Below are 24051 nucleotides of genomic sequence, written 5' to 3' on the forward strand. Positions count from 1 at the left end.
CCGTTCGATCGGCGAACACTCAAGAACTAAGTCCAGGAGGACAATCCAGTGGCGAAGGCGAAGTTCGAGCGGACCAAGCCGCACGTCAACATCGGGACCATCGGTCACATCGACCACGGAAAGACCACGCTGACCGCGGCGATTTCCAAGGTTCTGCACGACGCGTACCCGGACCTGAACCCCTTCACGCCGTTCGACGAGATCGACAAGGCGCCTGAGGAGAAGGCCCGCGGCATCACCATCTCGATCGCCCACATCGAGTACCAGACCGACGCGCGCCACTACGCGCACGTCGACTGCCCCGGTCACGCCGACTACATCAAGAACATGATCACCGGTGCCGCGCAGATGGACGGCGCGATCCTGGTGGTCGCGGCGACCGACGGCCCGATGCCGCAGACCCGCGAGCACGTGCTGCTGGCCCGTCAGGTCGGTGTGCCCTACATCGTCGTCGCGCTGAACAAGGCCGACATGGTCGACGACGAGGAGATCCTGGAGCTCGTCGAGCTCGAGGTCCGCGAGCTGCTGTCCTCGCAGGAGTACCCGGGCGACGACCTGCCGGTCGTGCGCGTGTCCGCGCTCAAGGCTCTTGAGGGCGACAAGGAGTGGGGCGCCAAGCTCCTCGACCTGATGAAGGCCGTGGACGAGAACATCCCCGAGCCGGTTCGCGACATCGACAAGACCTTCCTCATGCCCGTTGAGGACGTGTTCACGATCACCGGTCGTGGCACCGTCGTCACCGGTCGTATCGAGCGTGGCGTCATCAACGTGAACGAGGAGGTGGAGATCATCGGCATCAAGGAGAAGTCGATGAAGACCACCGTCACCGGCGTTGAGATGTTCCGCAAGCTGCTCGACCAGGGCCAGGCCGGCGACAACGTGGGTCTGCTCGTTCGCGGTATCAAGCGCGAAGAGGTCGAGCGCGGCATGGTGCTGTGCAAGCCGGGCAGCGTCACCCCGCACACCGAGTTCGAGGGCCGTGCCTACATCCTGTCCAAGGACGAGGGTGGCCGTCACACGCCGTTCTTCAACAACTACCGTCCGCAGTTCTACTTCCGCACCACGGACGTGACCGGCGTTGTGACCCTGCCCGAGGGCACCGAGATGGTCATGCCGGGCGACAACACCGACATGTCGGTTCAGCTGATCCAGCCGATCGCCATGGAGGAGGGCCTGAAGTTCGCCATCCGCGAGGGTGGTCGGACCGTCGGCGCCGGCCAGGTCACCAAGGTCATCAAGTAGTACCCGGTGGGGGAGGTCGCGAGTGACCTCCCCCACGGCGTTCAGCAGAACGCCTGCCCCGATTTGGAAGCCCACGTCCGCGTGTGGCATCCTGTTTGGGTTGCTCGGCGAGGCGGTCGGGGACATCTGCGATCCGGCCGCCTCTGCACGAGCGCCTAGCGCCCTGGTTCTCCCTCGCGGGAGCTGGGGGCGCTAAGGCCGATGGGCCACCCCACAGACGTTGTCAGTGGGGCCGATCCATGCCCACGGGCGCAACACGCCCGACCGCGTGGACCGGGCACCGTGACACCTGAACAGGGGCGCAAGCCGCGGCCTGAATGCCTCCCGGGCGACAAGAGTCCAGGGCAGATGGGCAACGAGGAACCCGCAGCAGCGGTACGAGAAGACGAGGAACGGCAAGCCACCATGGCGGGACAAAAGATCCGCATTCGGCTCAAGGCCTACGACCACGAGGCGATCGACGCGTCCGCGCGCAAGATCGTCGAGACCGTGACGCGCACCGGCGCTCGGGTCGTCGGGCCGGTGCCGCTGCCCACTGAGAAGAACGTTTACTGCGTCATCCGATCGCCGCACAAGTACAAGGACTCGCGCGAGCACTTCGAGATGCGTACGCACAAGCGTCTGATCGACATCCTCGACCCCACGCCGAAGACGGTTGACGCGCTCATGCGTATCGACCTGCCGGCCAGCGTCGACGTCAACATTCAGTGAGCTAGGCGCGGCGGAGAGTAACGAGACCCATGTCTGACAAGCAGGTTAAGGGGATCCTGGGCACCAAGCTCGGTATGACCCAGGTCTTCGACGAGAACAACCGGGTTGTCCCGGTGACCGTCGTGAAGGCCGGGCCGTGCGTGGTTACCCAGGTCCGCACCGATGAGAAAGACGGCTACAAGGCCGTGCAGCTCGCCTTCGGCGCCATTGACCCCCGCAAGGTCAACAAGCCCCGTGGCGGTCACTTCACCAAGGCGGGCGTGACCCCCCGCCGCCACCTGGTGGAGCTGCGCACGCCCGACGCCGACACCTACGAGGTCGGCCAGGAGCTGACCGCCGAGGTCTTCGAGACCGGCGCGGTCGTCGACGTGGTCGGCACCAGCAAGGGCAAGGGCTTCGCGGGCGTCATGAAGCGGCACGGCTTCTCGGGCCTCGGCGCGAGCCACGGTGCCGAGAAGGTGCACCGCTCGCCCGGTTCGATCGGTGGCTGCGCCACCCCGGGCCGCGTGTTCAAGGGCGTCCGCATGGCCGGCCGGATGGGCCACGTGCGGGTGACCACCCAGAACGTGACCGTGCACAAGGTCGACTCCGACGCCGGGCTGCTGCTCATCAAGGGCGCCGTCCCCGGTCCCAAGGGTGGCCTGGTGTTCGTCAAGAGCGCCGCGAAGGGTGGTGCGTGATGAGCAAGACCCTCGACGTCCGTACCCCGGACGGCAAGACCGACGGCACCGTCGAGCTTCCCGCTGAGATCTTCGACGTGCAGGCGAACATCCCGCTGATGCACCAGGTCGTCGTCGCTCAGCTCGCGGCCGCCCGTCAGGGCACCGCGGCCACCAAGACCCGGGGCGCCGTCTCCGGTGGTGGCAAGAAGCCGTACCGGCAGAAGGGCACCGGCCGCGCCCGTCAGGGCTCGACCCGCGCGCCGCACTTCTCCGGCGGTGGTGTCTCGCACGGCCCGCAGCCGCGCGACTACGACCAGCGGACCCCGAAGAAGATGAAGGCCGCCGCTCTGCGCGGTGCCCTCTCCGACCGGGCTCGCAACGACAAGGTGCACGTGTTCACCGGCCTCGTCGCCGGCGACGCCCCCTCCACCAAGGACGCTCGCAAGGTCCTGGCCCTGGCCAGCGAGTCGAGCAAGGTCCTCGTGGTCGTGGGACGTGGCGACGACTCCGCCTGGCTGAGCCTGCGCAACCTGCCCAACGTGCACGCCATCGCGCCCGACCAGCTCAACACCTACGACGTGCTGGTCAACGACGACGTCGTGTTCACCAAGGACGCGTTCGACGTCTTCGTCGCCGGCCCGATCAAGGGCAAGTCGGCCACGGCGGTCGCGCGCTCCAGCGAGCTGGAGGAGGTCGCGAAGTGATCCCCGACCCGCGCGACATCCTCGTCGCACCGGTGATCTCCGAGAAGTCCTACGGGCTGCTCGAGGAGAACAAGTACACGTTCTTGGTGCGTCCGGACGCCAACAAGACCGAGATCAAGATCGCGGTCGAGAAGGTCTTCGGCGTCAAGGTCGTCAGCGTCAACACGCTGAACCGGCAGGGAAAGCGCAAGCGGACCCGCACCGGTTTCGGTAAGCGCAAGGACACCAAGCGCGCCATCGTGACGCTGTCCGCCGAGAGCAAGCCGATCGAGATCTTCGGCGGCCCGGCCGCCTGATGAACGAGGACTGCTGACGAGATGGGCATTCGCAAGTACAAGCCGACGACCCCCGGTCGTCGAGGCTCCAGCGTGTCCGACTTCGCCGAGATCACTCGGTCGACGCCGGAGAAGTCGCTGATTCGTCCCCTGCACGGCCGTGGCGGCCGCAACGCATCGGGAAAGATCACCACGCGGCACAAGGGTGGTGGCCACAAGCGCGCCTACCGTCTGATCGACTTCCGTCGGTTCGACAAGGACGGCGTGCCGGCCAAGGTCGCTCATATCGAGTACGACCCCAACCGCACCGCCCGCATCGCCCTGCTGCACTACGTCGACGGCGAGAAGCGCTACATCGTGGCGCCGAGCAAGCTTCGCCAGGGCGACATGGTGGAGAACGGCCCCAAGGCCGACATCAAGCCGGGCAACAACCTGCCGCTCCGTAACATCCCGGTCGGCACCGTGGTGCACGCCATCGAGCTCCGCCCGGGTGGCGGCGCGAAGATGGCCCGTTCGGCGGGCGCGAGCGTTCAGCTCGTCGCCAAGGACGGCCCGTACGCGCAGCTCCGGCTGCCCTCGGGCGAGATTCGCAACGTCGACGTGCGCTGCCGCGCCACCATCGGCGAGGTCGGTAACTCCGAGCACGCCAACATCAACTGGGGCAAGGCCGGCCGTATGCGGTGGAAGGGCAAGCGCCCGACCGTCCGTGGTGTCGCCATGAACCCCGTCGACCACCCGCACGGTGGTGGTGAGGGTAAGACCTCCGGTGGTCGCCACCCGGTCAACCCCGCCGGTAAGCCCGAGGGGCGTACCCGTCGGAGCAAGCCCAGCGACAAGCTCATCGTCCGGCGTCGTCGCACCGGTAAGAAGCGCTGAGCAGGGAGGGAGTGAAGGATGCCACGCAGCCTGAAGAAGGGCCCCTTCGTTGACGACCACCTGCTCAAGAAGGTGGACGCGCTCAACGAGTCGGGCAAGAAGACGGTGATCAAGACCTGGTCCCGTCGTTCGACGATCATTCCAGACATGTTGGGGCACACCATCGCGGTGCACGACGGCCGCAAGCACGTCCCGGTGTTCGTCTCCGAGGCCATGGTCGGGCACAAGCTGGGCGAGTTCGCCCCTACCCGCACCTTCAAGGGCCACATCAAGGACGACCGCAAGTCGCGTCGCCGCTAGGCCAGTGACCGAACGCAGAGCAAGGGGTAGCAGCAATGGGTAACGATGCCGCAAGCGCGGAGGAATTCCCGCGCGCCGTGGCGCGGGCCCGCTACGTCCACATGTCGCCCATGAAGGTGCGGCGCGTGGTCGAGCTGATCAGGGGCCGCAACGCCCAGGAGGCCCTGGCAGTGCTCCAGTTCGCGCCGCAGGCCGCCAGCGGTCCGGTGTCGAAGGTGCTTGCCAGTGCCATGGCCAACGCCGAGAACAACCTCGACCTCGACCCTGACACCCTCTGGGTGAGCACGGTGTACGTGGACGAGGGCCCGACGGCCAAGCGGATCCGTCCGCGGGCCCAGGGCCGTGCGTACCGAATTCGGAAGCGCACCAGCCACATCACCGTCGAGGTCGAGTCGCGCCCGAAGGCCGTGAAGGCCGCCTCGGGCCGCAAGACCAGCGCGAAGGGGAGTGCCCGGTAGTGGGTCAGAAAATCAACCCGCACGGCTTCCGGCTGGGGATCACCACTGACTGGAAGTCCCGCTGGTATGCCGACAAGCAGTACGCGGAGTACGTGGCGGAGGACGTCAAGATCCGCCGCCTGCTCTCCAAGGGCATGGAGCGTGCCGGTATCTCCAAGGTGGAGATCGAGCGGACCCGGGACCGGGTTCGCGTCGACATCCACACCGCCCGGCCGGGCATCGTCATCGGCCGTCGCGGCGCGGAGGCCGACCGCATCCGCAGCGAGCTGGAGAAGCTGACCAAGAAGCAGGTCCAGCTGAACATCCTCGAGGTCAAGAACCCCGAGGCCGACGCCCAGCTCGTCGCCCAGGTCGTCGCGGAGCAGCTGTCCAACCGCGTGTCCTTCCGTCGTGCGATGCGCAAGGGCATTCAGTCCTCGATGCGCTCCCCGCAGGTCAAGGGCATCCGGGTGCAGTGCTCGGGCCGTCTCGGCGGCGCCGAGATGTCCCGCTCGGAGTTCTACCGCGAGGGTCGCGTCCCGCTGCACACGCTGCGCGCGGACGTGGACTACGGCCTGTTCGAGGCCCGCACCACCTTCGGCCGCATCGGCGTGAAGGTGTGGATCTACAAGGGTGACGTCGTCGGCGGCCGTCGGCCGAGCGAGTCCGTCGCCCCCGAGTCCCGCGCACCGCGTCGCGAGCGTCCGACCCGCCGTCGTTCCGGTGCCTCCGGCACCACCGCGACGAGCACCGAGGCCGGACGTGCCGCTGCCGAGGCTCCGGCCGAGGCCAAGGCGTCGGCTGCGACCGAGTCGACCGCGCCGGTCAACAACGGCAGCGCGGCCGAGAAGAGTGAGGGCTGAGACGTGCTCATCCCACGCAAGGTCAAGCACCGCAAGCAGCACCACCCGAGTCGCTCGGGCGCTGCCAAGGGTGGCACCAAGGTGGTCTTCGGTGAGTTCGGCATCCAGGCGCTGGAGCCGGCCTACGTGACCAACCGGCAGATCGAGTCCGCGCGTATCGCCATCACCCGGCACATCCGCCGTGGTGGCAAGGTGTGGATCAACATCTTCCCGGACCGCCCGCTCACCAAGAAGCCTGCCGAGACCCGCATGGGTTCCGGTAAGGGTTCGCCCGAGTACTGGGTGGCCAACGTCAAGCCCGGTCGGGTCATGTTCGAGATGAACTACCCGAACGAGGCCACGGCTCGCGAGGCCCTGCGCCGCGCGATCCACAAGCTCCCCATGAAGTGCCGCATCGTTACGCGAGAGGGTGGTGAGTTCTGATGGCAGCGGCGACCACCGCTTCCGAGCTGCGTGAGCTCACCGACGAGGAGCTCGTCCTGCGCCTGCGGGAAGCCAAGGAGGAGCTGTTCAACCTCCGCTTCCAGATGGCGACCGGTCAGCTCGACAACAACCGTCGGCTCCGTGCCATCCGTCACGACATCGCCCGGATCTACACCGTCATGCGCGAGCGTGAGCTGGGCCTGTCCGTGTCCCCGGACGGGACCTCCTCTCAGGATGAGGGTGCGGCATGAGCGACGAGAAGAGCACCGTGCGTAACAACCGTAAGGTCCGCGAGGGCTACGTCGTCTCGGACAAGATGGACAAGACCATCGTGGTCTCCCTTGAGGACCGCAAGAAGCACCCGCGGTACTCCAAGGTCCTGCGCTCCACCACCAAGGTGAAGGTGCACGACGAGGAGAACAGCGCCGGCGTCGGCGACCGCGTCCTCCTCATGGAGACCCGGCCGCTGTCGGCGACCAAGCGCTGGCGCCTCGTGGAGATCCTCGAGAAGGCCAAGTAAGTTCGCCAGGGCCCCGCACCCGAATCCCGGGTGCGGGGCACTGGTCGGAAATCAGACCGCGTGCATCAGGTCGGAAATCTGGTGTGCCACACAGGGTCAGGGAGTAAAGAGAAGTGATCCAGCAGGAGTCGCGGCTGCGCGTCGCCGACAACACGGGTGCGAAGGAAATCCTCTGCATCCGCGTTCTCGGTGGCTCCGGTCGCCGCTACGCCGGCATCGGCGACGTGATCGTCGCGACCGTCAAGGACGCGATGCCCGGCGCCGGCGTGAAGAAGGGCGATGTGGTCAAGGCCGTCATCGTCCGCACCCTCAAGGAGCGTCGTCGTCCGGATGGTTCCTACATCCGCTTCGACGAGAACGCCGCCGTTCTGATCAAGAACGACACCGAGCCCCGCGGCACCCGCATCTTCGGGCCTGTCGGCCGTGAGCTTCGCGACAAGAAGTTCATGAAGATCATCTCGCTCGCGCCGGAGGTGCTCTGACCATGAAGGTCAAGAAGGGCGACACGGTCGTCGTCATCGCCGGCAAGGACAAGGGCGCCAAGGGCAAGGTCATCCAGGCCTACCCGGACCGCAACCGCGTCCTGGTCGAGGGTGTCAACCGGATCAAGAAGCACACCAAGGTCTCGCAGACCCAGCGTGGTGCCTCCTCCGGCGGCATCGTCACCCAGGAAGCCCCGATCCACGTGAGCAACGTGATGGTCGTCGACTCGGACGGCAAGCCGACCCGCGTCGGCACCCGCACGACCGACGAGGGTCGCCGCGTCCGTGTGTCGCGCCGGAACGGTAAGGACATCTGAGCATGACCACCACCGAGAAGACTCTGCCGCGACTGAAGTCCCGGTACCGCGAGGAGATCGTCGCCAAGCTCAAGAGCGACTTCTCCTACGCGAACCCGATGCAGGTCCCCGGCATCGTGAAGATCGTCGTGAACATGGGCGTCGGCGACGCCGCCCGTGACGGCAAGCTGATCGAGGGCGCGGTCCGCGACCTGTCCACGATCACCGGCCAGCGCCCCGAGGTCCGCAAGGCCCGCAAGTCCATCGCGCAGTTCAAGCTCCGCGAGGGCATGCCGATCGGCGCCCGCGCTACCCTGCGTGGCGACCGCATGTGGGAGTTCCTGGACCGGCTGCTGACGATCGCCCTGCCGCGTATCCGTGACTTCCGCGGTCTGTCGCCGAAGCAGTTCGACGGCAACGGCAACTACACCTTCGGTCTGAACGAGCAGTCGATGTTCCACGAGATCGACCCCGACTCGATCGACCGCCAGCGTGGCATGGACATCACCGTCGTCACGACTGCCCAGACCGACGAGGAGGGCCGGGCGCTGCTGAAGCACCTGGGCTTCCCGTTCAAGGAGAGCTGACGATGGCCAAGAAGGCTCTGATCAACAAGGCCGCGCGCAAGCCGAAGTTCAAGGTGCGCGCCTACACCCGCTGCAACCGCTGCGGCCGTCCGCACTCGGTCTTCCGCAAGTTCGGTCTGTGCCGTATCTGCCTGCGGCAGATGGCGCACCGCGGCGAGCTGCCTGGCGTGAGCAAGTCCAGCTGGTAGTCCAGCTCCTGCTCGTGCCTCACTGATTCCCACTTCGCCACAGGCCGCTCTGTATATCCGGGACACCCGGACCCAGGCGTGGAACCGGGGCGAGAAAGGTTGACAAGGTCACCATGACGATGACCGACCCGATCGCAGACATGCTCACTCGTCTGCGCAATGCGAACTCGGCCTATCACGACGAGGTCGTGATGCCGCACTCCAAGCTCAAGGCCAGCATCGCTGAGATCCTGCAGCGTGAGGGCTACATCGCCGGCTTCCGCGATGAGCAGGGTGAGAAGTGCAAGAACCTGATCGTCACGCTGAAGTACGGCCCGAACCGTGAGCGCAGCATCGCTGGTGTGCGCCGGGTCTCCAAGCCGGGTCTTCGGGTTTACGCCAAGTCCACCAACCTGCCCAAGGTTCTCGGTGGCCTCGGCGTCGCGATCATTTCCACGTCGTCCGGTCTGCTGACCGACCGACAGGCCAACAAGCAGGCAGTGGGCGGGGAAGTCCTCGCCTACGTCTGGTAGCGGAAGGGGGATTACGGCATGTCACGCATCGGTAAGTTGCCGGTCTCCGTTCCGGCTGGCGTCGACGTCACCATCGACGGTCAGCTCGTGACGGTGAAGGGGCCCAAGGGCACCCTCAACCACACGGTCGCCGAGCCCATCACCGTGAAGCGCGCCGAGGACGGCACGCTTGAGGTGTCGCGGCCCGACGACGAGCGCAAGAGCCGCTCGCTGCACGGTCTGTCTCGCACCCTGGTCAACAACATGATCGTCGGTGTGACCCAGGGCTACGAGAAGAAGCTCGAGATCCACGGCGTTGGTTACCGTGTGCTGGCCAAGGGCTCCGACCTGGAGTTCTCCCTCGGCTTCAGCCACCCGGTGAAGGTGACCCCGCCCGCTGGCATCAGCTTCGCGGTGGAGAGCGCCACCAAGTTCTCCGTCCAGGGCATCGACAAGCAGCAGGTTGGCGAGGTCGCTGCCAACATTCGCAAGCTGCGCAAGCCGGAGCCGTACAAGGGCAAGGGTGTGCGGTACGCGGGCGAGAACGTTCGCCGCAAGGTCGGAAAGACGGGTAAGTGAGCATGAGCGAGACTGCTACGAAGCGCAAGCGGGTGGGCAAGGACGTCTCCACTGTGCGTCGCATTGCCCGTGCACGCCGGCACTTCCGGCTCCGCAAGAAGATCAGCGGCACCGCCGAGCGTCCGCGCCTGGTGGTCACCCGCTCCTCGCGGCACATCGTCGCGCAGGTGATCGACGACCTGGCCGGTCACACCGTGGTCTCGGCTTCCACGCTGGAAGCCGACGTCCGCGCGCTGGACGGCGACAAGAAGGCGCGTGCGGCCAAGGTCGGCGAGCTCGTCGCCGCCAGGGCCAAGGACGCCGGCATCGCGCAGGTCGTCTTCGACCGTGGTGGGCACAACTACCACGGCCGGATCGCCGCGCTCGCCGACGCCGCCCGCGAGGCTGGGTTGGAGTTCTGATCATGCGGAACAACGAGATCTGGGTTCGTCGAAACGGAAGGAACGCCTGATGCCGGGACGTACACGGCAATTCGGCGGCGGTGGCCCCGGCGGGAACGCCGGTGGCGGCAACGAGCGCGGCGAGCGTCGCGACCGTAGGGACCGTCGCGACAGCGGCCGCGGCGGGGCGGCCCAGGAGAAGACCCCCCACATCGAGCGCGTCGTCGCGATCAACCGCGTCGCCAAGGTCGTCAAGGGTGGTCGTCGCTTCAGCTTCACCGCGCTGGTCATCGTCGGTGACGGCGACGGCATGGTCGGTGTCGGCTACGGCAAGGCCAAGGAGGTGCCGGCCGCCATCGCCAAGGGCGTTGAGGAGGCCAAGAAGCACTTCTTCAAGGTGCCTCGCATCGCCGGCACCATCCCGCACCCCGTGCAGGGTGAGGAGGCCGCGGGTGTCGTCCTGCTGCGTCCCGCCAGCCCCGGTACCGGTGTCATCGCCGGTGGCCCGGTGCGCGCGGTGCTGGAGTGCGCCGGTGTGCACGACGTGCTGAGCAAGTCGCTGGGCAGCGACAACCCCATCAACATCGTGCACGCCACCGTTGCCGCGCTGAAGATGCTGCAGCGGCCGGAGGAAGTCGCCGCGCGTCGCGGCCTGCCGCTCGAGGACGTCGCTCCCGCCGGCATGCTGCGCGCCCGTGCTGGACAGGGGGTGTGATCCGATGGCGAACCTGAAGGTCACCCAGCTGCGTAGCACGATTGGCACGAAGCGCAACCACCGGGAGTCCCTGAGGACTCTCGGGCTGCGCAAGATCCGCCAGTCAGTTGTCCGCGAGGACACGCCGCAGGTCCGTGGTCTGATCCACACCGTGCGGCACCTGGTGGCGGTCGAGGAGGTCGACTGACCATGACTATCAAGGTTCACCACCTGCGTCCGGCCCCCGGCGCCAAGACCGCGAAGACCCGTGTCGGTCGCGGTGAGGGCTCCAAGGGCAAGACGGCGGGTCGCGGTACCAAGGGCACCAAGGCGCGCAAGAACGTGCCTGCCGCTTTCGAGGGTGGGCAGATGCCGATCCACATGCGGCTGCCCAAGCTGAAGGGGTTCAAGAACCCGTTCCGCGTCGAGTACCAGGTCGTCAACCTGTCGGCGCTGGCCAAGCTGTTCCCGCAGGGCGGCACGGTCGGTATCGCCGAGCTGGTGCAGGCCGGTGCTGTTCGCAAGAACAGCCTGGTCAAGGTGCTGGGTGACGGTGACCTGGGTGGCGTGAAGCTGGACGTGAGCGCGAACGCGTTCTCCGGCAGCGCCGTCGAGAAGATCACCGCCGCTGGTGGTAGCACCACCAAGGTGTGATGTCAGGGCGTCGGGGCCGGGGAGCGCGGTTTGCTCTCCGGCCCCGACGTCTGTCCGGCGCCAGGTCCGTTCGCACGGAACCTGTTCGCGACCAGCTGAATGCGGTGTTTTGTCCAGCGCCACAAGGACTCCGGACGGGGGCACCGCGCCAGAACCGGCGACTGTTACAGTCGTCAGCACGCTTCGGCCACGCGCACGGAGCGGTTGAAGCCTGCAATTGATCCCGCCGGCAGGACGTGCCGGCCCCAGCCAGTAGTCGGCGGTCACGCCGGCCACGCCGAGGAGGTCTCGGGTGCTCAGCGCCTTCCGCTCGGCTCTTACGACGCCCGACCTGCGTCGCAAGATCCTTTTCACTCTCGGAATCGTTGCGCTGTACCGGCTGGGCGCCACCCTGCCGTCTCCGGGAGTGTCCTACGTGAACATCCAGGAGTGCATCGCCCAGACGGAGAGGAGTGGTCAGAGCTTCTACCAGCTGATCAACCTCTTCAGCGGTGGCGCGCTGCTGAAGCTCTCGATCTTCGCGCTGGGCATCATGCCCTACATCACGGCGAGCATCATCGTGCAGTTGCTCACCGTGGTGATCCCGCGCTTCGAGCAGCTGAAGAAGGAAGGGCAGTCGGGTCAGAACAAGCTGACCCAGTACACCCGCTACCTGACCATCGCGCTCGCGATCCTGCAGTCCACCGGCATCGTGGCGCTCGCGGTCCAGGGCCAGCTGTTCCAGAACTGCGACAAGCCGGTCATCCCGGACAACAGCGTGTTCAACCTGGTCGTCATCGTGATCACGATGACCGCGGGTACCGCCGTCATCATGTGGCTGGGTGAGCTGATCACCGAGCGCGGTGTCGGCAACGGCATGTCGCTGCTGATCTTCACCTCGATCGCGGCCCGGATCATCCCCGAGGGTGGCGCGATCCTGCAGCAGCCCAACGGCGGCATCATCTTCCCGGTCGTCTGCGTCTTCGCGCTGGCGATCATCGTCAGCGTCGTCTTCGTCGAGCAGGGCCAGCGCCGCATCCCGGTCCAGTACGCCAAGCGCATGATCGGCCGCAGGATGTACGGCGGCACCTCGACCTACCTGCCGCTGAAGGTCAACCAGGCCGGTGTCATCCCGCTGATCTTCGCGTCCTCGCTGCTGTACCTGCCGGACCTGATCTCGAAGCTGACCGCGGGCTCCTCGACCGAGCCCAGCTGGTGGCAGCAGTTCATCGCAACGCACATCGTGCGCCAGGCCAGCCCGGTGCACATCGGGCTGTACTTCGTGCTGATCATCTTCTTCACGTACTTCTACGTGGCGATCACCTTCAACCCGGACGAGCGCGCCGACGAGATGAAGAAGTTCGGCGGCTTCATCCCGGGTATCCGCCCAGGGCGCCCGACCGCCGAGTACCTCCGCTTCGTCCTCGGCCGGATCACGCTGCCCGGCTCGCTCTACCTCGGCATCGTCGCCGTGTTGCCCAACTTCTTCCTGTCGGTCACCCAGGAGGGCAACAACCAGAACTTCCCGTTCGGCGGCACGGCCGTGCTGATCATGGTGGGCGTCGGTCTCGACACCGTGAAGCAGATCGAGAGCCAGCTCATGCAGCGCAACTACGAAGGGTTCCTCCGGTAGTGAGACTCGTCCTCGTCGGCCCGCCAGGAGCGGGCAAGGGAACACAGGCCACGGTGCTGAGCGAGAAGCTCGGCGTGCCCCACATCTCCACCGGTGACCTGTTCAGGGCGAACATCGGCCAGCTCACCCCGCTCGGCCAGGAGGCCAAGCGCTACCTGGACACCGGCGAACTGGTCCCGGACTCGGTCACCAACGCGATGGTCGAGGACCGGCTCGCGCAGCCGGACGCGGCCAACGGCTTCCTGCTCGACGGCTTCCCGCGCAACACCGTCCAGGCGGAGGTGCTCGGCGAGCTGCTCTCGGCAAAGGGCACCAAGCTCGACGCGGTGCTGCAGTTCGACATCGCCGAGGACATCGTGGTGGAGCGGTTGCTGGCCCGTGGCCGCGCCGACGACACCGAGGAGATCATCCGCAGGCGGCAGCAGATCTACCGCTCGGAGACCGCTCCGCTGCTCGACCACTACCGCGGCATCCTGATCACCATCGACGCCGTCGGCTCGGTCGAGGACATCTCCGAGCGCGCTCTCAAGGCGCTTCGCGCGGACGGGTGAGCCGAGTGCTGAAGCGTGGGCGCGGTATCGAGCTGAAGACCCGTGGCGAGCTGGAGGCCATGCGGGCCGCCGGTCTCGTGGTGGCCAGAGCGCTGGCGGCGGTCAGTGCCGCGGCCAAGCCCGGTGTCAGCACGCTCGAACTCGACGAGCTGGCCGAGCAGACCATCCGGGACGCGGGTGCGGTGCCCTCCTTCAAGGGTTACCACGGCTTCCCCGGGAGCATCTGCGCGTCGGTGAACGAGCAGGTCGTGCACGGCATCCCGAACCGGGCCCAGGTCCTGGTCGAGGGCGACCTGCTCTCGGTGGACTGCGGCGCGATCCTGGACAACTGGCACGGTGACTCCGCGGTCACGCTGGCCATCGGTGCCATCACCCAGGCCGAGCAGGAGCTCTCCGACGCCACGCGTGCCTCGATGTGGGCCGGGATCGAGCAGGTCCGCGCCGACAACCGGCTGACCGACATCTCCTTCGCGATCGAGAGCTCGGTCAACGCCTCGGAGGAGAAGGACGGCAGGAGCTACGGCATCGTCGACGGCTACGGCGGTCACGGCATCGGCTCCCAGATGCACATGGAGCCGTTCCTGCCCAACATGGGCAAGCCGGGCAAGGGGCCGAGGCTGCGCGTGGGCATGGCGCTCGCGGTCGAGCCGATGCTGACCCTGGGCACCGACCGCACCGAGGAGCTCTCCGACGGCTGGACGGTGATCACCACCGACGGCACGCGCGCCGCGCACTGGGAGCACACCGTCGCGGTCACCGAAGACGGCCCCTGGGTGCTCACCGCCCCCGAGAGCTAGTACGCGAAGGCTTTCCGCTCGCCCCCGCACCGGTTTCCGGTGCGGGGGCGAGCGCGTTCGCGCCTTCTCCGGGCGGCGTCGAGGTGGCGGCGGCCCGACCAGCGCCGTGCGTGGGCGGCGCCCGCTCAGGTGCTGGTCCGCGCGGCCGTGCGGCTACCTCCCACGGGGGTGTTCCGGAATACACATCGCGGATGACGACTGTGTCCTTCGCCAACTGAAACTCTGCAGACGTGGGCGAATCCATGCGGACGTGGCTGGGGGCCAGCCTCGTCATGATCGCGGTGTGGTCGGTTACCGGCCTGGTCACCGGCGGTTTGGGGTATCCGTGGTTCGTCTGGCCGGTGGGGGTCTGGGGCGCGCTGGAGGTGCTGTCCTGGGCCGGTGAACGGCACCGCGAGCGCTCCTGACCAGGGGTCGGTTTGGCCTGCCAGTGCGGGGCGCTTACACTATTGGGACGGCGCGTCCGTCGCGCTGGCTCTTATTGCGCCTGACTCCATAGTGGTATGCGGGTTCTCACCCCTCCCTCCGTGATCGGGCTCGACAGGATCCTCACGTTGCGGACGTCCGCGCCCGGCCACCGGCTCGCGCCGGAACCCGGGCACGTCAGATGATCTGTCACCGTCACGAAACGCGGAGGACATGGGCAAGAAGGACGGGGCCATTGAGGTCGAGGGCCGCGTGGTCGAGCCTCTCCCCAACGCGATGTTTCGCGTTGAGCTGGAGAACGGTCACAAGGTCCTCGCGCACATCAGCGGCAAGATGCGGCAGCACTACATCCGCATCCTGCCCGAGGACCGGGTAGTCGTGGAGCTCTCGCCCTACGACCTGTCCCGCGGCCGCATCGTCTACCGCTACAAGTGACCTCCACGGTGTCCGGACGCGATCCGGACACGCGGCCAAGCAGGAGTGCACGACCGTGAAGGTCCAGCCGAGCGTCAAGAAGATCTGCGACAAGTGCAAGGTGATCCGCCGTCACGGCCGGGTCATGGTGATCTGCGAGAACCTGCGCCACAAGCAGCGTCAGGGCTGATCACTCGCTCGTCGCGGTTAGACGACACAACACAAGCCTCCTCGTACCTGTTCGCGCCGTAGCTGGCGCGGGACACACCCCCGGACTTCAGGCCGGGGCCCGGGACCACGGTTCCGGGACGGGCGGGGAGAAGACCTGAAGCGATCACAGGAGCTAGAGAGCCGTATGGCACGTCTTTCTGGCGTCGATCTCCCCCGCGAGAAGCGGATGGAGATCGCGCTGACCTACATCTTCGGCATCGGCCGAACCCGCTCCAAGGAGATCCTTGCCGCGACGGGCGTCAGCCCGGACCTGCGCGCCAAGGACCTCGGCGACGACGAGCTCGTCAAGCTGCGGGACTACATCGAGAACAACTTCAAGGTCGAGGGTGATCTCCGCCGCGAGGTCGCGGCCGACATTCGCCGCAAGGTCGAAATCGGCTGCTACGAGGGTCTGCGGCACCGTCGCAACCTGCCCGTGCGTGGTCAGCGGACCAAGACCAACGCCCGCACCCGCAAGGGCCCGAAGAAGACGGTCGCCGGCAAGAAGAAGGCCGGTAAGAAGTAAGACCCCGCGTAGCTAGGAGATCAGAAGCACCATGCCTCCCAAGTCCCGCCAGGGCGCCGGGGTCAAGAAGATCCGGCGTAAGGAAAAGAAGAACGTCTCTCATGGGCACGCCCACATCAAGAGCACGTTCAACAACACCATCGTCTCCATCACGGACCCGAACGGCGCCGTGATCTCCTGGGCCTCCGCCGGCCACGTCGGCTTCAAGGGCTCCAGGAAGTCCACCCCGTTCGCCGCCCAGATGGCCGCCGAGAACGCCGCCCGCAAGGCCGCCGAGCACGGCATGCGCAAGGTGGACGTGTTCGTCAAGGGTCCCGGCTCCGGCCGTGAGACCGCGATCCGTTCGCTGCAGGCCGCCGGCCTGGAGGTCGGCACCATCCAGGACGTGACCCCGCAGCCGCACAACGGTTGCCGCCCGCCCAAGCGGCGTCGGGTCTGAGCGCGGGAGAGGAGTAAAAAAAGATGGCACGCTACACCGGTCCCGCGACTCGCAAGTCCCGTCGGCTCAAGGTCGACCTCATCGGGGGCGACAAGGCCTTCGAGCGCCGTCCTTACCCGCCCGGCCAGCACGGCCGCACGCGGATCAAGGAGAGCGAGTACCTGCTCCAGACGCAGGAGAAGCAGAAGGCTCGCTTCACCTACAACGTCCTGGAGCGGCAGTTCCGCCGCTACTACGAGGAAGCCGTTCGTCTCCCCGGCAAGACCGGTGAGAACCTGCTGCGCATCCTCGAGTCGCGCCTGGACAACGTGGTCTACCGCGCCGGCCTGGCCCGCACGCGGCGTCAGGCTCGTCAGCTGGTGGCGCACGGTCACTTCCTGGTCAACGGCCAGAAGGTGAACATCCCCAGCTTCCGCGTCTCGCAGTACGACATCATCGACGTGAAGCCGAAGTCCCTCCCGACGCTGCCGTTCCTGGCCGCGAAGGAAGCCCTCGGCGACCGTCCGGTGCCGGCCTGGCTCCAGGTCGTCCCGTCGAACCTGCGGGTGCTCGTGCACCAGCTCCCGGAGCGCGCACAGATCGATGTGCCGGTCCAGGAGCAGCTCATCGTCGAGCTCTACTCGAAGTGACGTGTTCCGGGGCGGTCGTTGCGGCGACCGCCCCGGACCCGCGTCCAGCCCAGGTGGCGGCACTTCAGGGTGTGCCGTCGCCTTGCCGGTTCTCAGGCCCCGCGCCTGTCTCCGGTGCGTCGTTTCTCGCGGTGTCAAATAGCGGGCATCGCTAGGAAGGGAACAGCTCAGTGCTTATCTCTCAGCGTCCGTCGCTGGCCGAGGACTCGGTCAACGACACGCGGTCCCACTTCGTCATCGAGCCGCTGGAGCCGGGTTTCGGCTACACGCTCGGCAACTCCCTCCGCAGGACCCTCCTGTCGTCCATCCCGGGCGCCGCGGTGACCAGCATCCGCATCGACGGTGTGCTGCACGAGTTCACCACGGTTCCGGGCGTCAAGGAGGACGTCACCGACATCATCCTCAACCTCAAGGAGCTGGTCGTCAGCTCCGAGGAGGACGAGCCGGTGACCATGTACCTGCGCAAGCAGGGCCCCGGTGAGGTGACCGCTGGTGACATCGTCCCGCCTGCCGGCGTGACGGTGCACAACCCGGACCTGCACATCGCCACCCTCAACGGCAAGGGCAAGCTGGAGATCGAGCTCGTCGTCGAGCGCGGTCGCGGCTACGTCCCGGCGATGCAGAACAAGCAGGCGGGCGCCGAGATCGGCCGGATCCCGGTCGACTCGATCTACTCGCCCGTGCTGAAGGTGACGTACAAGGTCGAGGCCACCCGTGTCGAGCAGCGCACGGACTTCGACAAGCTGATCCTGGACGTGGAGACCAAGCCCTCGATCACCCCGAGGGACGCGGTGGCCTCCGCCGGCAAGACCCTCGTCGAGCTGTTCGGGCTCGCCCGTGAGCTCAACGTGGACGCCGAGGGCATCGAGATCGGCCCGTCTCCCGCGGAGGCGGACACCATCGCCGCGTTCGCGATGCCGATCGAGGACCTCGACCTCACTGTCCGGTCCTACAACTGCCTCAAGCGCGAGGGCATCCACACCGTGGGTGAGCTCGTCTCGCGCAGTGAGGCGGACCTGCTGGACATCCGGAACTTCGGCGCCAAGTCGATCGACGAGGTCAAGCTGAAGCTGGCAGGCCTCGGGCTCGCGCTCAAGGACAGCCCGCCCGGATTCGACCCGTCGGCCGCCGCCGCGGACTACTCCTCCGAGGGCTGGTCCGCTGGGGTTGACCACGGTAACGACGATGGCCACGACTACGCCGAGACTGAGCAGCTCTGACGCTGCCGTCGCGCACTGTGGACGCTGACGGCAGCGTCGCGCAGCTTGATCTCAAGAGGAGCAAGAGATGCCCACCCCCACCAAGGGAGCCCGGCTCGGTGGGTCGCCGGCCCACGAGCGGTTGATGCTGGCCAACCTGGCCACCTCGCTGTTCGAGCACGGCCGGATCAAGACCACCGAGGCGAAGGCCCGTCGGCTGCGTCCGTACGCGGAGCGGCTGATCACCAAGGCCAAGCGCGGTGACCTGCACAACCGTCGCGAGATCATGAAGCTGATCCGCGACAAGGACATCGTGCACAAGCTGATGGCCGAGATCGGCCCGCACTTCGCGGAGCGCGCCGGCGGCTACACCCGCATCACCAAGACGGTGCCGCGCAAGGGCGACAACGCGGCCATGGCCGTGATCGAGCTCATCACCGAGCGCACCGTCACCGCCGAGGCGAACGCCGCTCGCGGCACCAAGTTCGCCAAGGACGAGAACAAGGTCGAGGCGGCCCCGGCCGCCGAGGAGGCCAAGGCCGAGGAGACCACCGAGGTCGAGGCCACCGAGGCCAAGGCCGAGGCGGCCGAGGACAAGACCGAGAAGTGACGACTGGTTCCCAGTCCGGCGAGCCCGCCGCTTCCTCTTCGGAGGGCGGCGGGCTCGTCCGCGTCCCAGGGCCTTACCGGTTCCGGCTGGACCTGGGCTACGACGGCACGGACTTCTCCGGTTGGGCGCGGCAGCCCGGCAGGCGCACGGTGTGCGGGGTGCTGGAGGACGCGTTGTCGTTGCTGGCGCGCCGTGATGTCCAGCTGACGGTGGCGGGCCGTACCGATGCCGGGGTGCACGCCACCGGCCAGGTCGCCCACCTCGACGTGCCTGATCCGTCCGAAGTGGACGGTCTGGTGCGCAGGCTCGCGCGGCTGCTGCCGCCGGACGTGCGGGTCTACTCGATCCGTCAGGTGCCGCTCGCGTTCGACGCGCGGTTCGGCGCGTTGCGGCGGCACTACGAGTACCGCGTGACCACCGCCGAGTACGGCGCGGCGCCGCTGCGGGCCCGTGAGGTCGTCGCGTGGCCGCGTGCGCTCGACGTGGACGCGATGAACGAGGCTTCCCGGTTGTTGCTGGGGGAGCACGACTTCGCGGCGTTCTGCAAGCGTCGCGAGGGCGCGACGACGGTGCGGCAGTTGCAGCGCCTGGAATGGGTTTCCGCGCCAGGCGGGGAACTGGTCGCGCACGTCTCCGCCGACGCCTTCTGCCATTCGATGGTGCGCAGCCTGGTCGGCGCGCTACTGGCGGTGGGGGACAGGCGCAAGGGGCCGGAGTGGCCCGCGTCGCTGCTGCGCTCCACGGAGCGGGCGAGTTCGGTCGTCGTCGCCCCCGCGCACGGGCTTTCCCTTGTGGGGGTTGACTATCCGGCCGACGACCAGCTGGCCGAACGCGCCGAGGTCACCCGCCGGGTGCGTGTGCTCGGCGGGTGACCTCGGCGGTGTCGCGCGTGCTTACGGGTAGCTGGGCTGACCGGTGCGGCAGATCTCCTGGCCCGCCGCGTTGATCATCGTCGCGGGCTTCTTCGGCACGTAGTACGCGTTGACGCGCTGGTGCGGGCCGTCCGGGTAGAACGGGATGATGCCGGGACCCTGGCACGTGGTGCCGGTGTTTCCGTTGCTCCAGTGGTACTTCACCAGGATCAGGCCCGTGCCGCAGTGGTTGTGGTAGCCGGTGTCGCCGATCTTGTACCACCCGCACGGCGCCGCCGAGGCGCTCGGCGCGGCGATCGCGGTCATGCCCAGCACCGCGAACAGCGGCAGCGCCAGGCCGAGGATCTTGCGCATCAAGTCATTCCCCTCAGAATGTGATCAATGACGGGGCGACCCTACTGTCACGAGGGTTCAGACCAGGCCGAAATCAATGATCTTCGTCCGAAGGGCTGATTGACAAAATCCGGGAAGTGTTCTGGAACCCTTCACGTTCTGAAACGTCAGTCGCCCCTGCGGATCGGGCCGAGCAGCTGCTGCTCGCCGGGTGTGGTGATCAACCGGATCGGCAGCCACAGGTTTGGGCCGACCGCGATCGCCATGTCGTCGCTGAGCGAGCTCAGCTGCTGCACCAGGTGCGGCCGCAGCCGCCACATCCGCCCGGCGAGCTGCGCCTGGCCGACCGGCAGCCGCTGGATGAGGGCCAGGTCCGCCCCGGTCACCGTGGACGCGGCCTGCGGATGCAGGTACGGGAGCACGTAGAGCGTTGTCTGCCAAGGGGATCGCGGCGGGAACAGCTCCTGCGGGACCGCCGTGCCGTCGTGCACCACCAGCAGCGGGCCGTCCTCGGAGCCGCGCGGCAGCTCCACCGGGGTGAGCCTGCGGATCTGCACCAGCGGCACCGGCCGTCCGTCAGGGCCCTGGCCCGCTGCCCTCGTCAGCGCGTGCCACGCGGCGGGCCTGCCCGTCGCCACGACCACCCAGGCGCCCGTTGCCATCGCCCGCATCGCCAGCTGCCGCGCCAGGTACAGGCCACCGACGAGGGCGATCCTGGTCGGCGCGTTGCGCAGGACCGAAACCGACAGCGGTTCGCCGTGCGCACCGCAGCCGAGCACCATGCCACCGCGGTCGCCTGAAGGACTGATCTCGTCGAGCATCTCGGGGGAGACGGTGAACTCCGGCGCGACGCCGAGGTCGGCCGCCTTGTTCTCCAGCATCCGGCTGCGACCGCTCACGTGTTCCCCCCGAGCGGGAGCGAGGCCGCGAACCCGGCGAGCTGCACGCCGCGCAACGGGGTCAACGACAGCCCGAGCCGCCCGCTGATCGTCTGCAGGCGCTCGTCGGCCTGCTCCAGTTCCTTCGGCGTGCGGGCGCTGACCCGCACCAGGCCGCGCAGGCCCACGCTGCCGTCCTCGTCGCTCGGCGAGATCGCCACCGACACCGTCGCCGACAGCGCGCGCACGCCGGTCAGCGCGTTCAGGCTGGCCTGTCCTCCCTTGGCCGGCCAGCCGGTCACCGCATAGCTGGCGTGGCCGATCCCGGCGGTGGTCACCCCCGTCCACCGCTCTCGCAGCTGCACGTCGGCCGCTGTGCCGACGACGGTGGTGAGCTCGGCGGCGGAGATCCCGGCGCGCAGCAGTTCGTCGGTGTCCAGTGGGCGGGTCTGAACGCCCTTTGCCTCCAACGCGTTCCCGACTCGCGACAACGCTCCGAGCAACGCGCGGTGCGCGCCGACCACCCCGCCGCCGCGTTCACGGATCGCGGAGAGGCAGCGCTGCGGGTCCAGCCGCACGGCCACCCACGTGGTGCGGCGCGAGGCTGCCGGAAGCGGGCCGAGAACCTCCAGATAGGAGGTCAGCGCGGGCGAGGTCGGCGGCAGCGCCGCGCTCCCCGGGTAGCAGTGGCAGATCACCTGGATGGAGTCCAGCACCACGCCGCGGTCCTCAAGGCAGGGCGCGAGCGCGGACAGCGGCAGGTTGGGCGCGCCGCCGACCTTGGTGATCAGTCCGGGGGCCGGGTCGACCAGCAGCACGGCCGTCCAGGTGCCCTCGTGCCAGGCCAGGCCGATCGGGTTGCGGTCGTGGTCGGTGGCCTGCGCGACCACCAGGTCCGGCACGGCCAGCCGCAGCAGCGCGACCCTGCGGTCCTCGGCGCCCAGCGTCGCCGAGCCGGTCTCGTCGGTCGCGGCGCGGTCGGATGTGGGCAGTTGCCTGGCCGTGCGCATGTGGGAGCGCAGGGCGTAGCGAGTGGTGAGGGCGATCCACTGGGTCAGCCAGCGGCCGTGCCACCGGGCCGCGGCGACCAGCAGGCCGAGCCCCGCGAGCCCCGCGGCGGCGGGCAGCAGCGCGCTGTTCACCGTGAGCAGGAGCAGGCCGAGCCCGGCGCCGACCTGGAAGACGACGAGGTTGGCGACGGGCAGTGCGCCGAGGCTCGCGCCCACCGTGCGCCGTCGAGCCCGCATCGAGACGGGTGCCGCGGTTGGGTTCGTGGTCACGGACATTCCGGTTCGGTCTCTCCCCGCGCTGGCTGCCAGTAAGGTGCCCGAAGGCGGATTCGTCAGTCGGCCCGTAACGCTACCGCGCAGTGGAGAGCAGCAAACGAGAATGCCCTCAACTCCCACAACCAAGTCACAGGTACAGGCGTATCGATTCGTCGTTCGCCGCATGGAGTCCGCCTTGGTGCGCAAGGACTCTGTGATGGTCCATGAACCCGCGCGGACCCAAATGCGGGCCACGGCCGCCGGTGCGGTCGTCGCCGTCGCGGTCATTCTCGGATTCCTGGTCTACGGGCTGATCAAGCCGAAAGGCACCCTGCCGGATAACGGCATCGTGATCAGCGAGCAAACCGGGGCGGTTTTCGTCGCGACCTCGAACCCGAGGCAGCTGATCCCGGTGGCGAACATGGCGTCGGCGCGCTTGTTGCTGATGAGCACCGGGAACGGGGGGACCGGAGAGCCCTCCCGGGTCGACGAATCGAAGCTCACCGACGTGCCGAGAGGGGCATTCACCGGAATTCCGGGTGCTCCCGAGCTTCTTCCCGACAAAGACCTGAGAGTTTCACCCGAATGGGCCGTCTGCGACGAGCTCCGCCGTCGGCCCGAACTGCCGGACCCGGACGAGCGGCCGGAGCTGAGCACCACGGTGCTCGCCGGGACCCCCGCGCCGGGCAAACGTCTCGGCCGCGGTGACGGCCTCCTGCTGGCCGCGCCGAACGGGCAGACCTACCTGGTCTTCGCCTCCGATGACGACAAGGGCATGCCGGGAACCGCGACCGTGCGCGCGAAGGTCGATCTCGGCAACGCCGCGGTGCGCGAGGTGTTCCGGCTGAACGGGCAGAAGCCGCGCAAGGTCAGCAGCGGCCTGCTCAACGCCATCCCGGAGGTCGCCGAGCTGCGTGCGCCGGAGATCCCCAACCGCGGCGAGGCTCCCGACTACACCTTCGCCAACCACCGCGTCGGCACCGTGGTCCGGTTGCAGCGGGCCAACCGCGAGATGGACTTCTACGTGCTGCTCAAGGACGGCAGGCAGCAGATCTCCGAGGCGGTCGCCGAGCTGATCCGATCCGCGACCCCGACCGCGTCGAACTGGGTGGAGCTGAACAACCCCGCCGAGCTGATCCGCATCCGTGAGGCCGCGAATCGCCTGCCGGTCAAGGACTTCCCCCGGGTCGCGCCGACCGTGCTGAGCATCGAGAAGGCCCCGACCACCTGCCTGTCCTGGTCGCCGGAAGACGGCAGGCAGAACTCCGCGGTGACCGTGGGCGACGGCCTCGGCCCGACGGTGCGGCCGGTGCAGCTGGCCCAGGCCGACGGCAACGGCGACGCGCTCGACGGCTTCTACCTGCCGCCAGGGCGCGGGGCCGTGGTGCGGGCGACGATCTCGGAGCACGACTTCGACAGCGGCCCGATCCAGCTCGTCTCCGACCGTGGCGTGAAGTTCGGCATCCCGGACGTGCGCACGGCGGAGGGCCTCGGCCTCGCGTTGCCCTTCTCGCCCGCGCCGGAGAGCATCCTGCGGCTGCTGCCGGAGGGCCCGAGGCTGGATCAGCGGGAGGCCCGCCGGGTGTTCGACGCGGTGCCACTGGACGACTCGAAGATCCTGCGCCGCAAGGACCCGCGCGAAGGCCAGCAGGCCGGAGGCTAGGCCACGCGGCTTCAAGCGGTATCCGGCCGGATCGCCACCCCGTCGGCGCCGTACGGCCCTGGCGCCGCGCCGCGCCGCGCCGCGCCGCGCGGCACCGCGCCGCGCCGCGCCGCGCCGCACCGCACCGCGCCGCGCTGCGCTGCGCCGTGCCGCGCTGCGGTGTGCGCGTGGGCTGGCGTGGTCGGGGTTTTCGCGTTTTGTCACCTTAGAGGGCGTTTAATCCCGGGAGTTCTGTTTTGTTCGGGTTCACGTGCCGCGCCAGG

Annotated in this window: 38 protein-coding genes; 35 read left to right on the forward strand and 3 right to left on the reverse strand. The window is 67.9% G+C overall.

All coding sequences use genetic code 11. The features are described 5' to 3' along the window. The first annotated feature begins 48 nt into the window (after positions 1–48). The 34 genes from tuf to truA all read left to right on the forward strand — a co-directional run bounded on the left by tuf (position 49) and on the right by truA (position 19649). Complete coding sequence (tuf, locus tag ACFFQA_RS15355; protein ID WP_377852609.1) at positions 49–1242, forward strand: elongation factor Tu; 1194 nt, start codon at positions 49–51, stop codon at positions 1240–1242. A 405-nt stretch (positions 1243–1647) separates the two neighbouring features. Beyond that, entirely contained in the window at positions 1648–1953 is a 306-nt protein-coding gene (gene rpsJ / locus ACFFQA_RS15360) for a 30S ribosomal protein S10 (protein WP_003938093.1), read from the forward strand. 29 nt (positions 1954–1982) lie between these two features. Continuing rightward, complete coding sequence (gene rplC, locus ACFFQA_RS15365; protein ID WP_377852610.1) at positions 1983–2633, forward strand: 50S ribosomal protein L3; 651 nt, start codon at positions 1983–1985, stop codon at positions 2631–2633. After that, entirely contained in the window at positions 2633–3319 is a 687-nt protein-coding gene (gene rplD / locus ACFFQA_RS15370; RefSeq protein ID WP_377852611.1) for a 50S ribosomal protein L4, read from the forward strand. The genes rplC and rplD overlap by 1 nt, the downstream gene beginning before the upstream one ends. Next, positions 3316–3615, forward strand: a complete 300-nt coding sequence (rplW, locus tag ACFFQA_RS15375) for a 50S ribosomal protein L23 (protein ID WP_030427394.1) — start codon at positions 3316–3318, stop codon at positions 3613–3615. Before rplD ends, rplW begins: the two co-directional genes overlap by 4 nt. Before the next feature lie 21 nt (positions 3616–3636). Then, positions 3637–4470 (forward strand): 50S ribosomal protein L2, encoded by an 834-nt coding sequence (rplB, locus tag ACFFQA_RS15380; RefSeq protein ID WP_377852612.1) that lies wholly within the window; start codon positions 3637–3639, stop codon positions 4468–4470. An 18-nt stretch (positions 4471–4488) separates the two neighbouring features. Next, positions 4489–4770, forward strand: coding sequence for a 30S ribosomal protein S19 (rpsS, locus tag ACFFQA_RS15385; protein ID WP_033384221.1), 282 nt, complete (start codon positions 4489–4491; stop codon positions 4768–4770). A gap of 35 nt (positions 4771–4805) precedes the next feature. Next, positions 4806–5228, forward strand: coding sequence for a 50S ribosomal protein L22 (gene rplV / locus ACFFQA_RS15390; RefSeq protein WP_086827456.1), 423 nt, complete (start codon positions 4806–4808; stop codon positions 5226–5228). Further along, entirely contained in the window at positions 5228–6070 is an 843-nt protein-coding gene (gene rpsC / locus ACFFQA_RS15395) for a 30S ribosomal protein S3 (RefSeq protein WP_377852613.1), read from the forward strand. Before rplV ends, rpsC begins: the two co-directional genes overlap by 1 nt. Before the next feature lie 3 nt (positions 6071–6073). Then, positions 6074–6493, forward strand: coding sequence for a 50S ribosomal protein L16 (rplP, locus tag ACFFQA_RS15400; RefSeq protein ID WP_030427398.1), 420 nt, complete (start codon positions 6074–6076; stop codon positions 6491–6493). After that, positions 6493–6744, forward strand: a complete 252-nt coding sequence (rpmC, locus tag ACFFQA_RS15405; protein ID WP_377852614.1) for a 50S ribosomal protein L29 — start codon at positions 6493–6495, stop codon at positions 6742–6744. The genes rplP and rpmC overlap by 1 nt, the downstream gene beginning before the upstream one ends. Beyond that, positions 6741–7013, forward strand: a complete 273-nt coding sequence (gene rpsQ, locus ACFFQA_RS15410; RefSeq protein ID WP_254233919.1) for a 30S ribosomal protein S17 — start codon at positions 6741–6743, stop codon at positions 7011–7013. The genes rpmC and rpsQ overlap by 4 nt, the downstream gene beginning before the upstream one ends. Positions 7014–7126: 113 nt before the next feature. Further along, positions 7127–7495, forward strand: a complete 369-nt coding sequence (gene rplN / locus ACFFQA_RS15415; protein WP_086827450.1) for a 50S ribosomal protein L14 — start codon at positions 7127–7129, stop codon at positions 7493–7495. A gap of 2 nt (positions 7496–7497) precedes the next feature. After that, a complete protein-coding gene (rplX, locus tag ACFFQA_RS15420) occupies positions 7498–7812 on the forward strand; it encodes a 50S ribosomal protein L24 (RefSeq protein ID WP_377852615.1) in 315 nt (104 codons plus the stop codon). Positions 7813–7814: 2 nt separating this feature from the next. Beyond that, positions 7815–8378, forward strand: a complete 564-nt coding sequence (gene rplE / locus ACFFQA_RS15425) for a 50S ribosomal protein L5 (RefSeq protein WP_344873335.1) — start codon at positions 7815–7817, stop codon at positions 8376–8378. A gap of 2 nt (positions 8379–8380) precedes the next feature. Then, positions 8381–8566 (forward strand): type Z 30S ribosomal protein S14, encoded by a 186-nt coding sequence (locus tag ACFFQA_RS15430; RefSeq protein ID WP_030427404.1) that lies wholly within the window; start codon positions 8381–8383, stop codon positions 8564–8566. 113 nt (positions 8567–8679) lie between these two features. Then, positions 8680–9078: a 30S ribosomal protein S8 gene (rpsH, locus tag ACFFQA_RS15435; protein WP_377852616.1), complete on the forward strand. Its 399-nt coding sequence runs from the start codon at positions 8680–8682 to the stop codon at positions 9076–9078. An 18-nt stretch (positions 9079–9096) separates the two neighbouring features. Then, positions 9097–9636 carry a 50S ribosomal protein L6 gene (rplF, locus tag ACFFQA_RS15440; protein WP_377852617.1) on the forward strand — a complete coding sequence of 180 codons (540 nt, stop codon included), beginning with the start codon at positions 9097–9099 and terminating at the stop codon, positions 9634–9636. Then, positions 9633–10037, forward strand: coding sequence for a 50S ribosomal protein L18 (gene rplR / locus ACFFQA_RS15445; RefSeq protein WP_377852618.1), 405 nt, complete (start codon positions 9633–9635; stop codon positions 10035–10037). The genes rplF and rplR overlap by 4 nt, the downstream gene beginning before the upstream one ends. Positions 10038–10086: 49 nt before the next feature. Then, the gene (gene rpsE / locus ACFFQA_RS15450; protein WP_377852619.1) at positions 10087–10731 is read left to right on the forward strand and encodes a 30S ribosomal protein S5; all 645 of its coding nucleotides are present in this window, start codon (positions 10087–10089) and stop codon (positions 10729–10731) included. Between the two features lie 4 nt (positions 10732–10735). Next, the gene (gene rpmD, locus ACFFQA_RS15455; RefSeq protein WP_030427409.1) at positions 10736–10918 is read left to right on the forward strand and encodes a 50S ribosomal protein L30; all 183 of its coding nucleotides are present in this window, start codon (positions 10736–10738) and stop codon (positions 10916–10918) included. A 2-nt stretch (positions 10919–10920) separates the two neighbouring features. Next, positions 10921–11364: a 50S ribosomal protein L15 gene (gene rplO, locus ACFFQA_RS15460; RefSeq protein WP_377852620.1), complete on the forward strand. Its 444-nt coding sequence runs from the start codon at positions 10921–10923 to the stop codon at positions 11362–11364. Between the two features lie 292 nt (positions 11365–11656). Continuing rightward, positions 11657–12976 carry a preprotein translocase subunit SecY gene (gene secY / locus ACFFQA_RS15465; protein ID WP_377852621.1) on the forward strand — a complete coding sequence of 440 codons (1320 nt, stop codon included), beginning with the start codon at positions 11657–11659 and terminating at the stop codon, positions 12974–12976. After that, complete coding sequence (locus ACFFQA_RS15470) at positions 12976–13527, forward strand: adenylate kinase (RefSeq protein ID WP_377852622.1); 552 nt, start codon at positions 12976–12978, stop codon at positions 13525–13527. Before secY ends, ACFFQA_RS15470 begins: the two co-directional genes overlap by 1 nt. Positions 13528–13532: 5 nt before the next feature. Beyond that, positions 13533–14324 carry a type I methionyl aminopeptidase gene (gene map / locus ACFFQA_RS15475; RefSeq protein WP_377852623.1) on the forward strand — a complete coding sequence of 264 codons (792 nt, stop codon included), beginning with the start codon at positions 13533–13535 and terminating at the stop codon, positions 14322–14324. A gap of 230 nt (positions 14325–14554) precedes the next feature. After that, a complete protein-coding gene (locus ACFFQA_RS15480) occupies positions 14555–14731 on the forward strand; it encodes a hypothetical protein (protein ID WP_377852624.1) in 177 nt (58 codons plus the stop codon). Between the two features lie 232 nt (positions 14732–14963). Continuing rightward, entirely contained in the window at positions 14964–15185 is a 222-nt protein-coding gene (gene infA / locus ACFFQA_RS15485; protein WP_005166804.1) for a translation initiation factor IF-1, read from the forward strand. A 55-nt stretch (positions 15186–15240) separates the two neighbouring features. Further along, complete coding sequence (rpmJ, locus tag ACFFQA_RS15490) at positions 15241–15354, forward strand: 50S ribosomal protein L36 (RefSeq protein ID WP_010148647.1); 114 nt, start codon at positions 15241–15243, stop codon at positions 15352–15354. 165 nt (positions 15355–15519) lie between these two features. Continuing rightward, positions 15520–15900 (forward strand): 30S ribosomal protein S13, encoded by a 381-nt coding sequence (rpsM, locus tag ACFFQA_RS15495; protein WP_377852625.1) that lies wholly within the window; start codon positions 15520–15522, stop codon positions 15898–15900. Between the two features lie 31 nt (positions 15901–15931). Beyond that, on the forward strand, positions 15932–16339 hold the full coding sequence (rpsK, locus tag ACFFQA_RS15500; protein WP_030427415.1) for a 30S ribosomal protein S11: 408 nt from the start codon (positions 15932–15934) through the stop codon (positions 16337–16339). Between the two features lie 23 nt (positions 16340–16362). Next, positions 16363–16968 (forward strand): 30S ribosomal protein S4, encoded by a 606-nt coding sequence (gene rpsD / locus ACFFQA_RS15505; RefSeq protein ID WP_030427416.1) that lies wholly within the window; start codon positions 16363–16365, stop codon positions 16966–16968. Between the two features lie 170 nt (positions 16969–17138). After that, positions 17139–18188 (forward strand): DNA-directed RNA polymerase subunit alpha, encoded by a 1050-nt coding sequence (locus tag ACFFQA_RS15510; protein WP_377852626.1) that lies wholly within the window; start codon positions 17139–17141, stop codon positions 18186–18188. Between the two features lie 67 nt (positions 18189–18255). Beyond that, positions 18256–18777 carry a 50S ribosomal protein L17 gene (rplQ, locus tag ACFFQA_RS15515; protein ID WP_377852627.1) on the forward strand — a complete coding sequence of 174 codons (522 nt, stop codon included), beginning with the start codon at positions 18256–18258 and terminating at the stop codon, positions 18775–18777. Beyond that, positions 18774–19649, forward strand: a complete 876-nt coding sequence (gene truA, locus ACFFQA_RS15520) for a tRNA pseudouridine(38-40) synthase TruA (RefSeq protein ID WP_377852628.1) — start codon at positions 18774–18776, stop codon at positions 19647–19649. The genes rplQ and truA overlap by 4 nt, the downstream gene beginning before the upstream one ends. Positions 19650–19670: 21 nt before the next feature. Here the strand turns inward: truA and ACFFQA_RS15525 are convergent, their stop codons facing one another. The 3 genes from ACFFQA_RS15525 to eccE form a co-directional block, all read right to left on the reverse strand. After that, the gene (locus ACFFQA_RS15525) at positions 19671–20003 is read right to left on the reverse strand and encodes a DUF6355 family natural product biosynthesis protein (RefSeq protein ID WP_377852629.1); all 333 of its coding nucleotides are present in this window, start codon (positions 20001–20003) and stop codon (positions 19671–19673) included. Positions 20004–20149: 146 nt separating this feature from the next. Continuing rightward, positions 20150–20863: a hypothetical protein gene (locus ACFFQA_RS15530; RefSeq protein ID WP_377852652.1), complete on the reverse strand. Its 714-nt coding sequence runs from the start codon at positions 20861–20863 to the stop codon at positions 20150–20152. Between the two features lie 14 nt (positions 20864–20877). After that, entirely contained in the window at positions 20878–22107 is a 1230-nt protein-coding gene (gene eccE / locus ACFFQA_RS15535) for a type VII secretion protein EccE (RefSeq protein WP_377852653.1), read from the reverse strand. Between the two features lie 142 nt (positions 22108–22249). Between eccE and eccB the strand changes: the two genes are divergently transcribed. Beyond that, positions 22250–23788 (forward strand): type VII secretion protein EccB, encoded by a 1539-nt coding sequence (gene eccB / locus ACFFQA_RS15540; RefSeq protein ID WP_377852630.1) that lies wholly within the window; start codon positions 22250–22252, stop codon positions 23786–23788. Positions 23789–24051: the final 263 nt, after the last annotated feature.

This window comes from Allokutzneria oryzae (assembly GCF_042429765.1).
GTDB classification, from domain to species: Bacteria; Actinomycetota; Actinomycetes; order Mycobacteriales; family Pseudonocardiaceae; genus Allokutzneria; species Allokutzneria oryzae.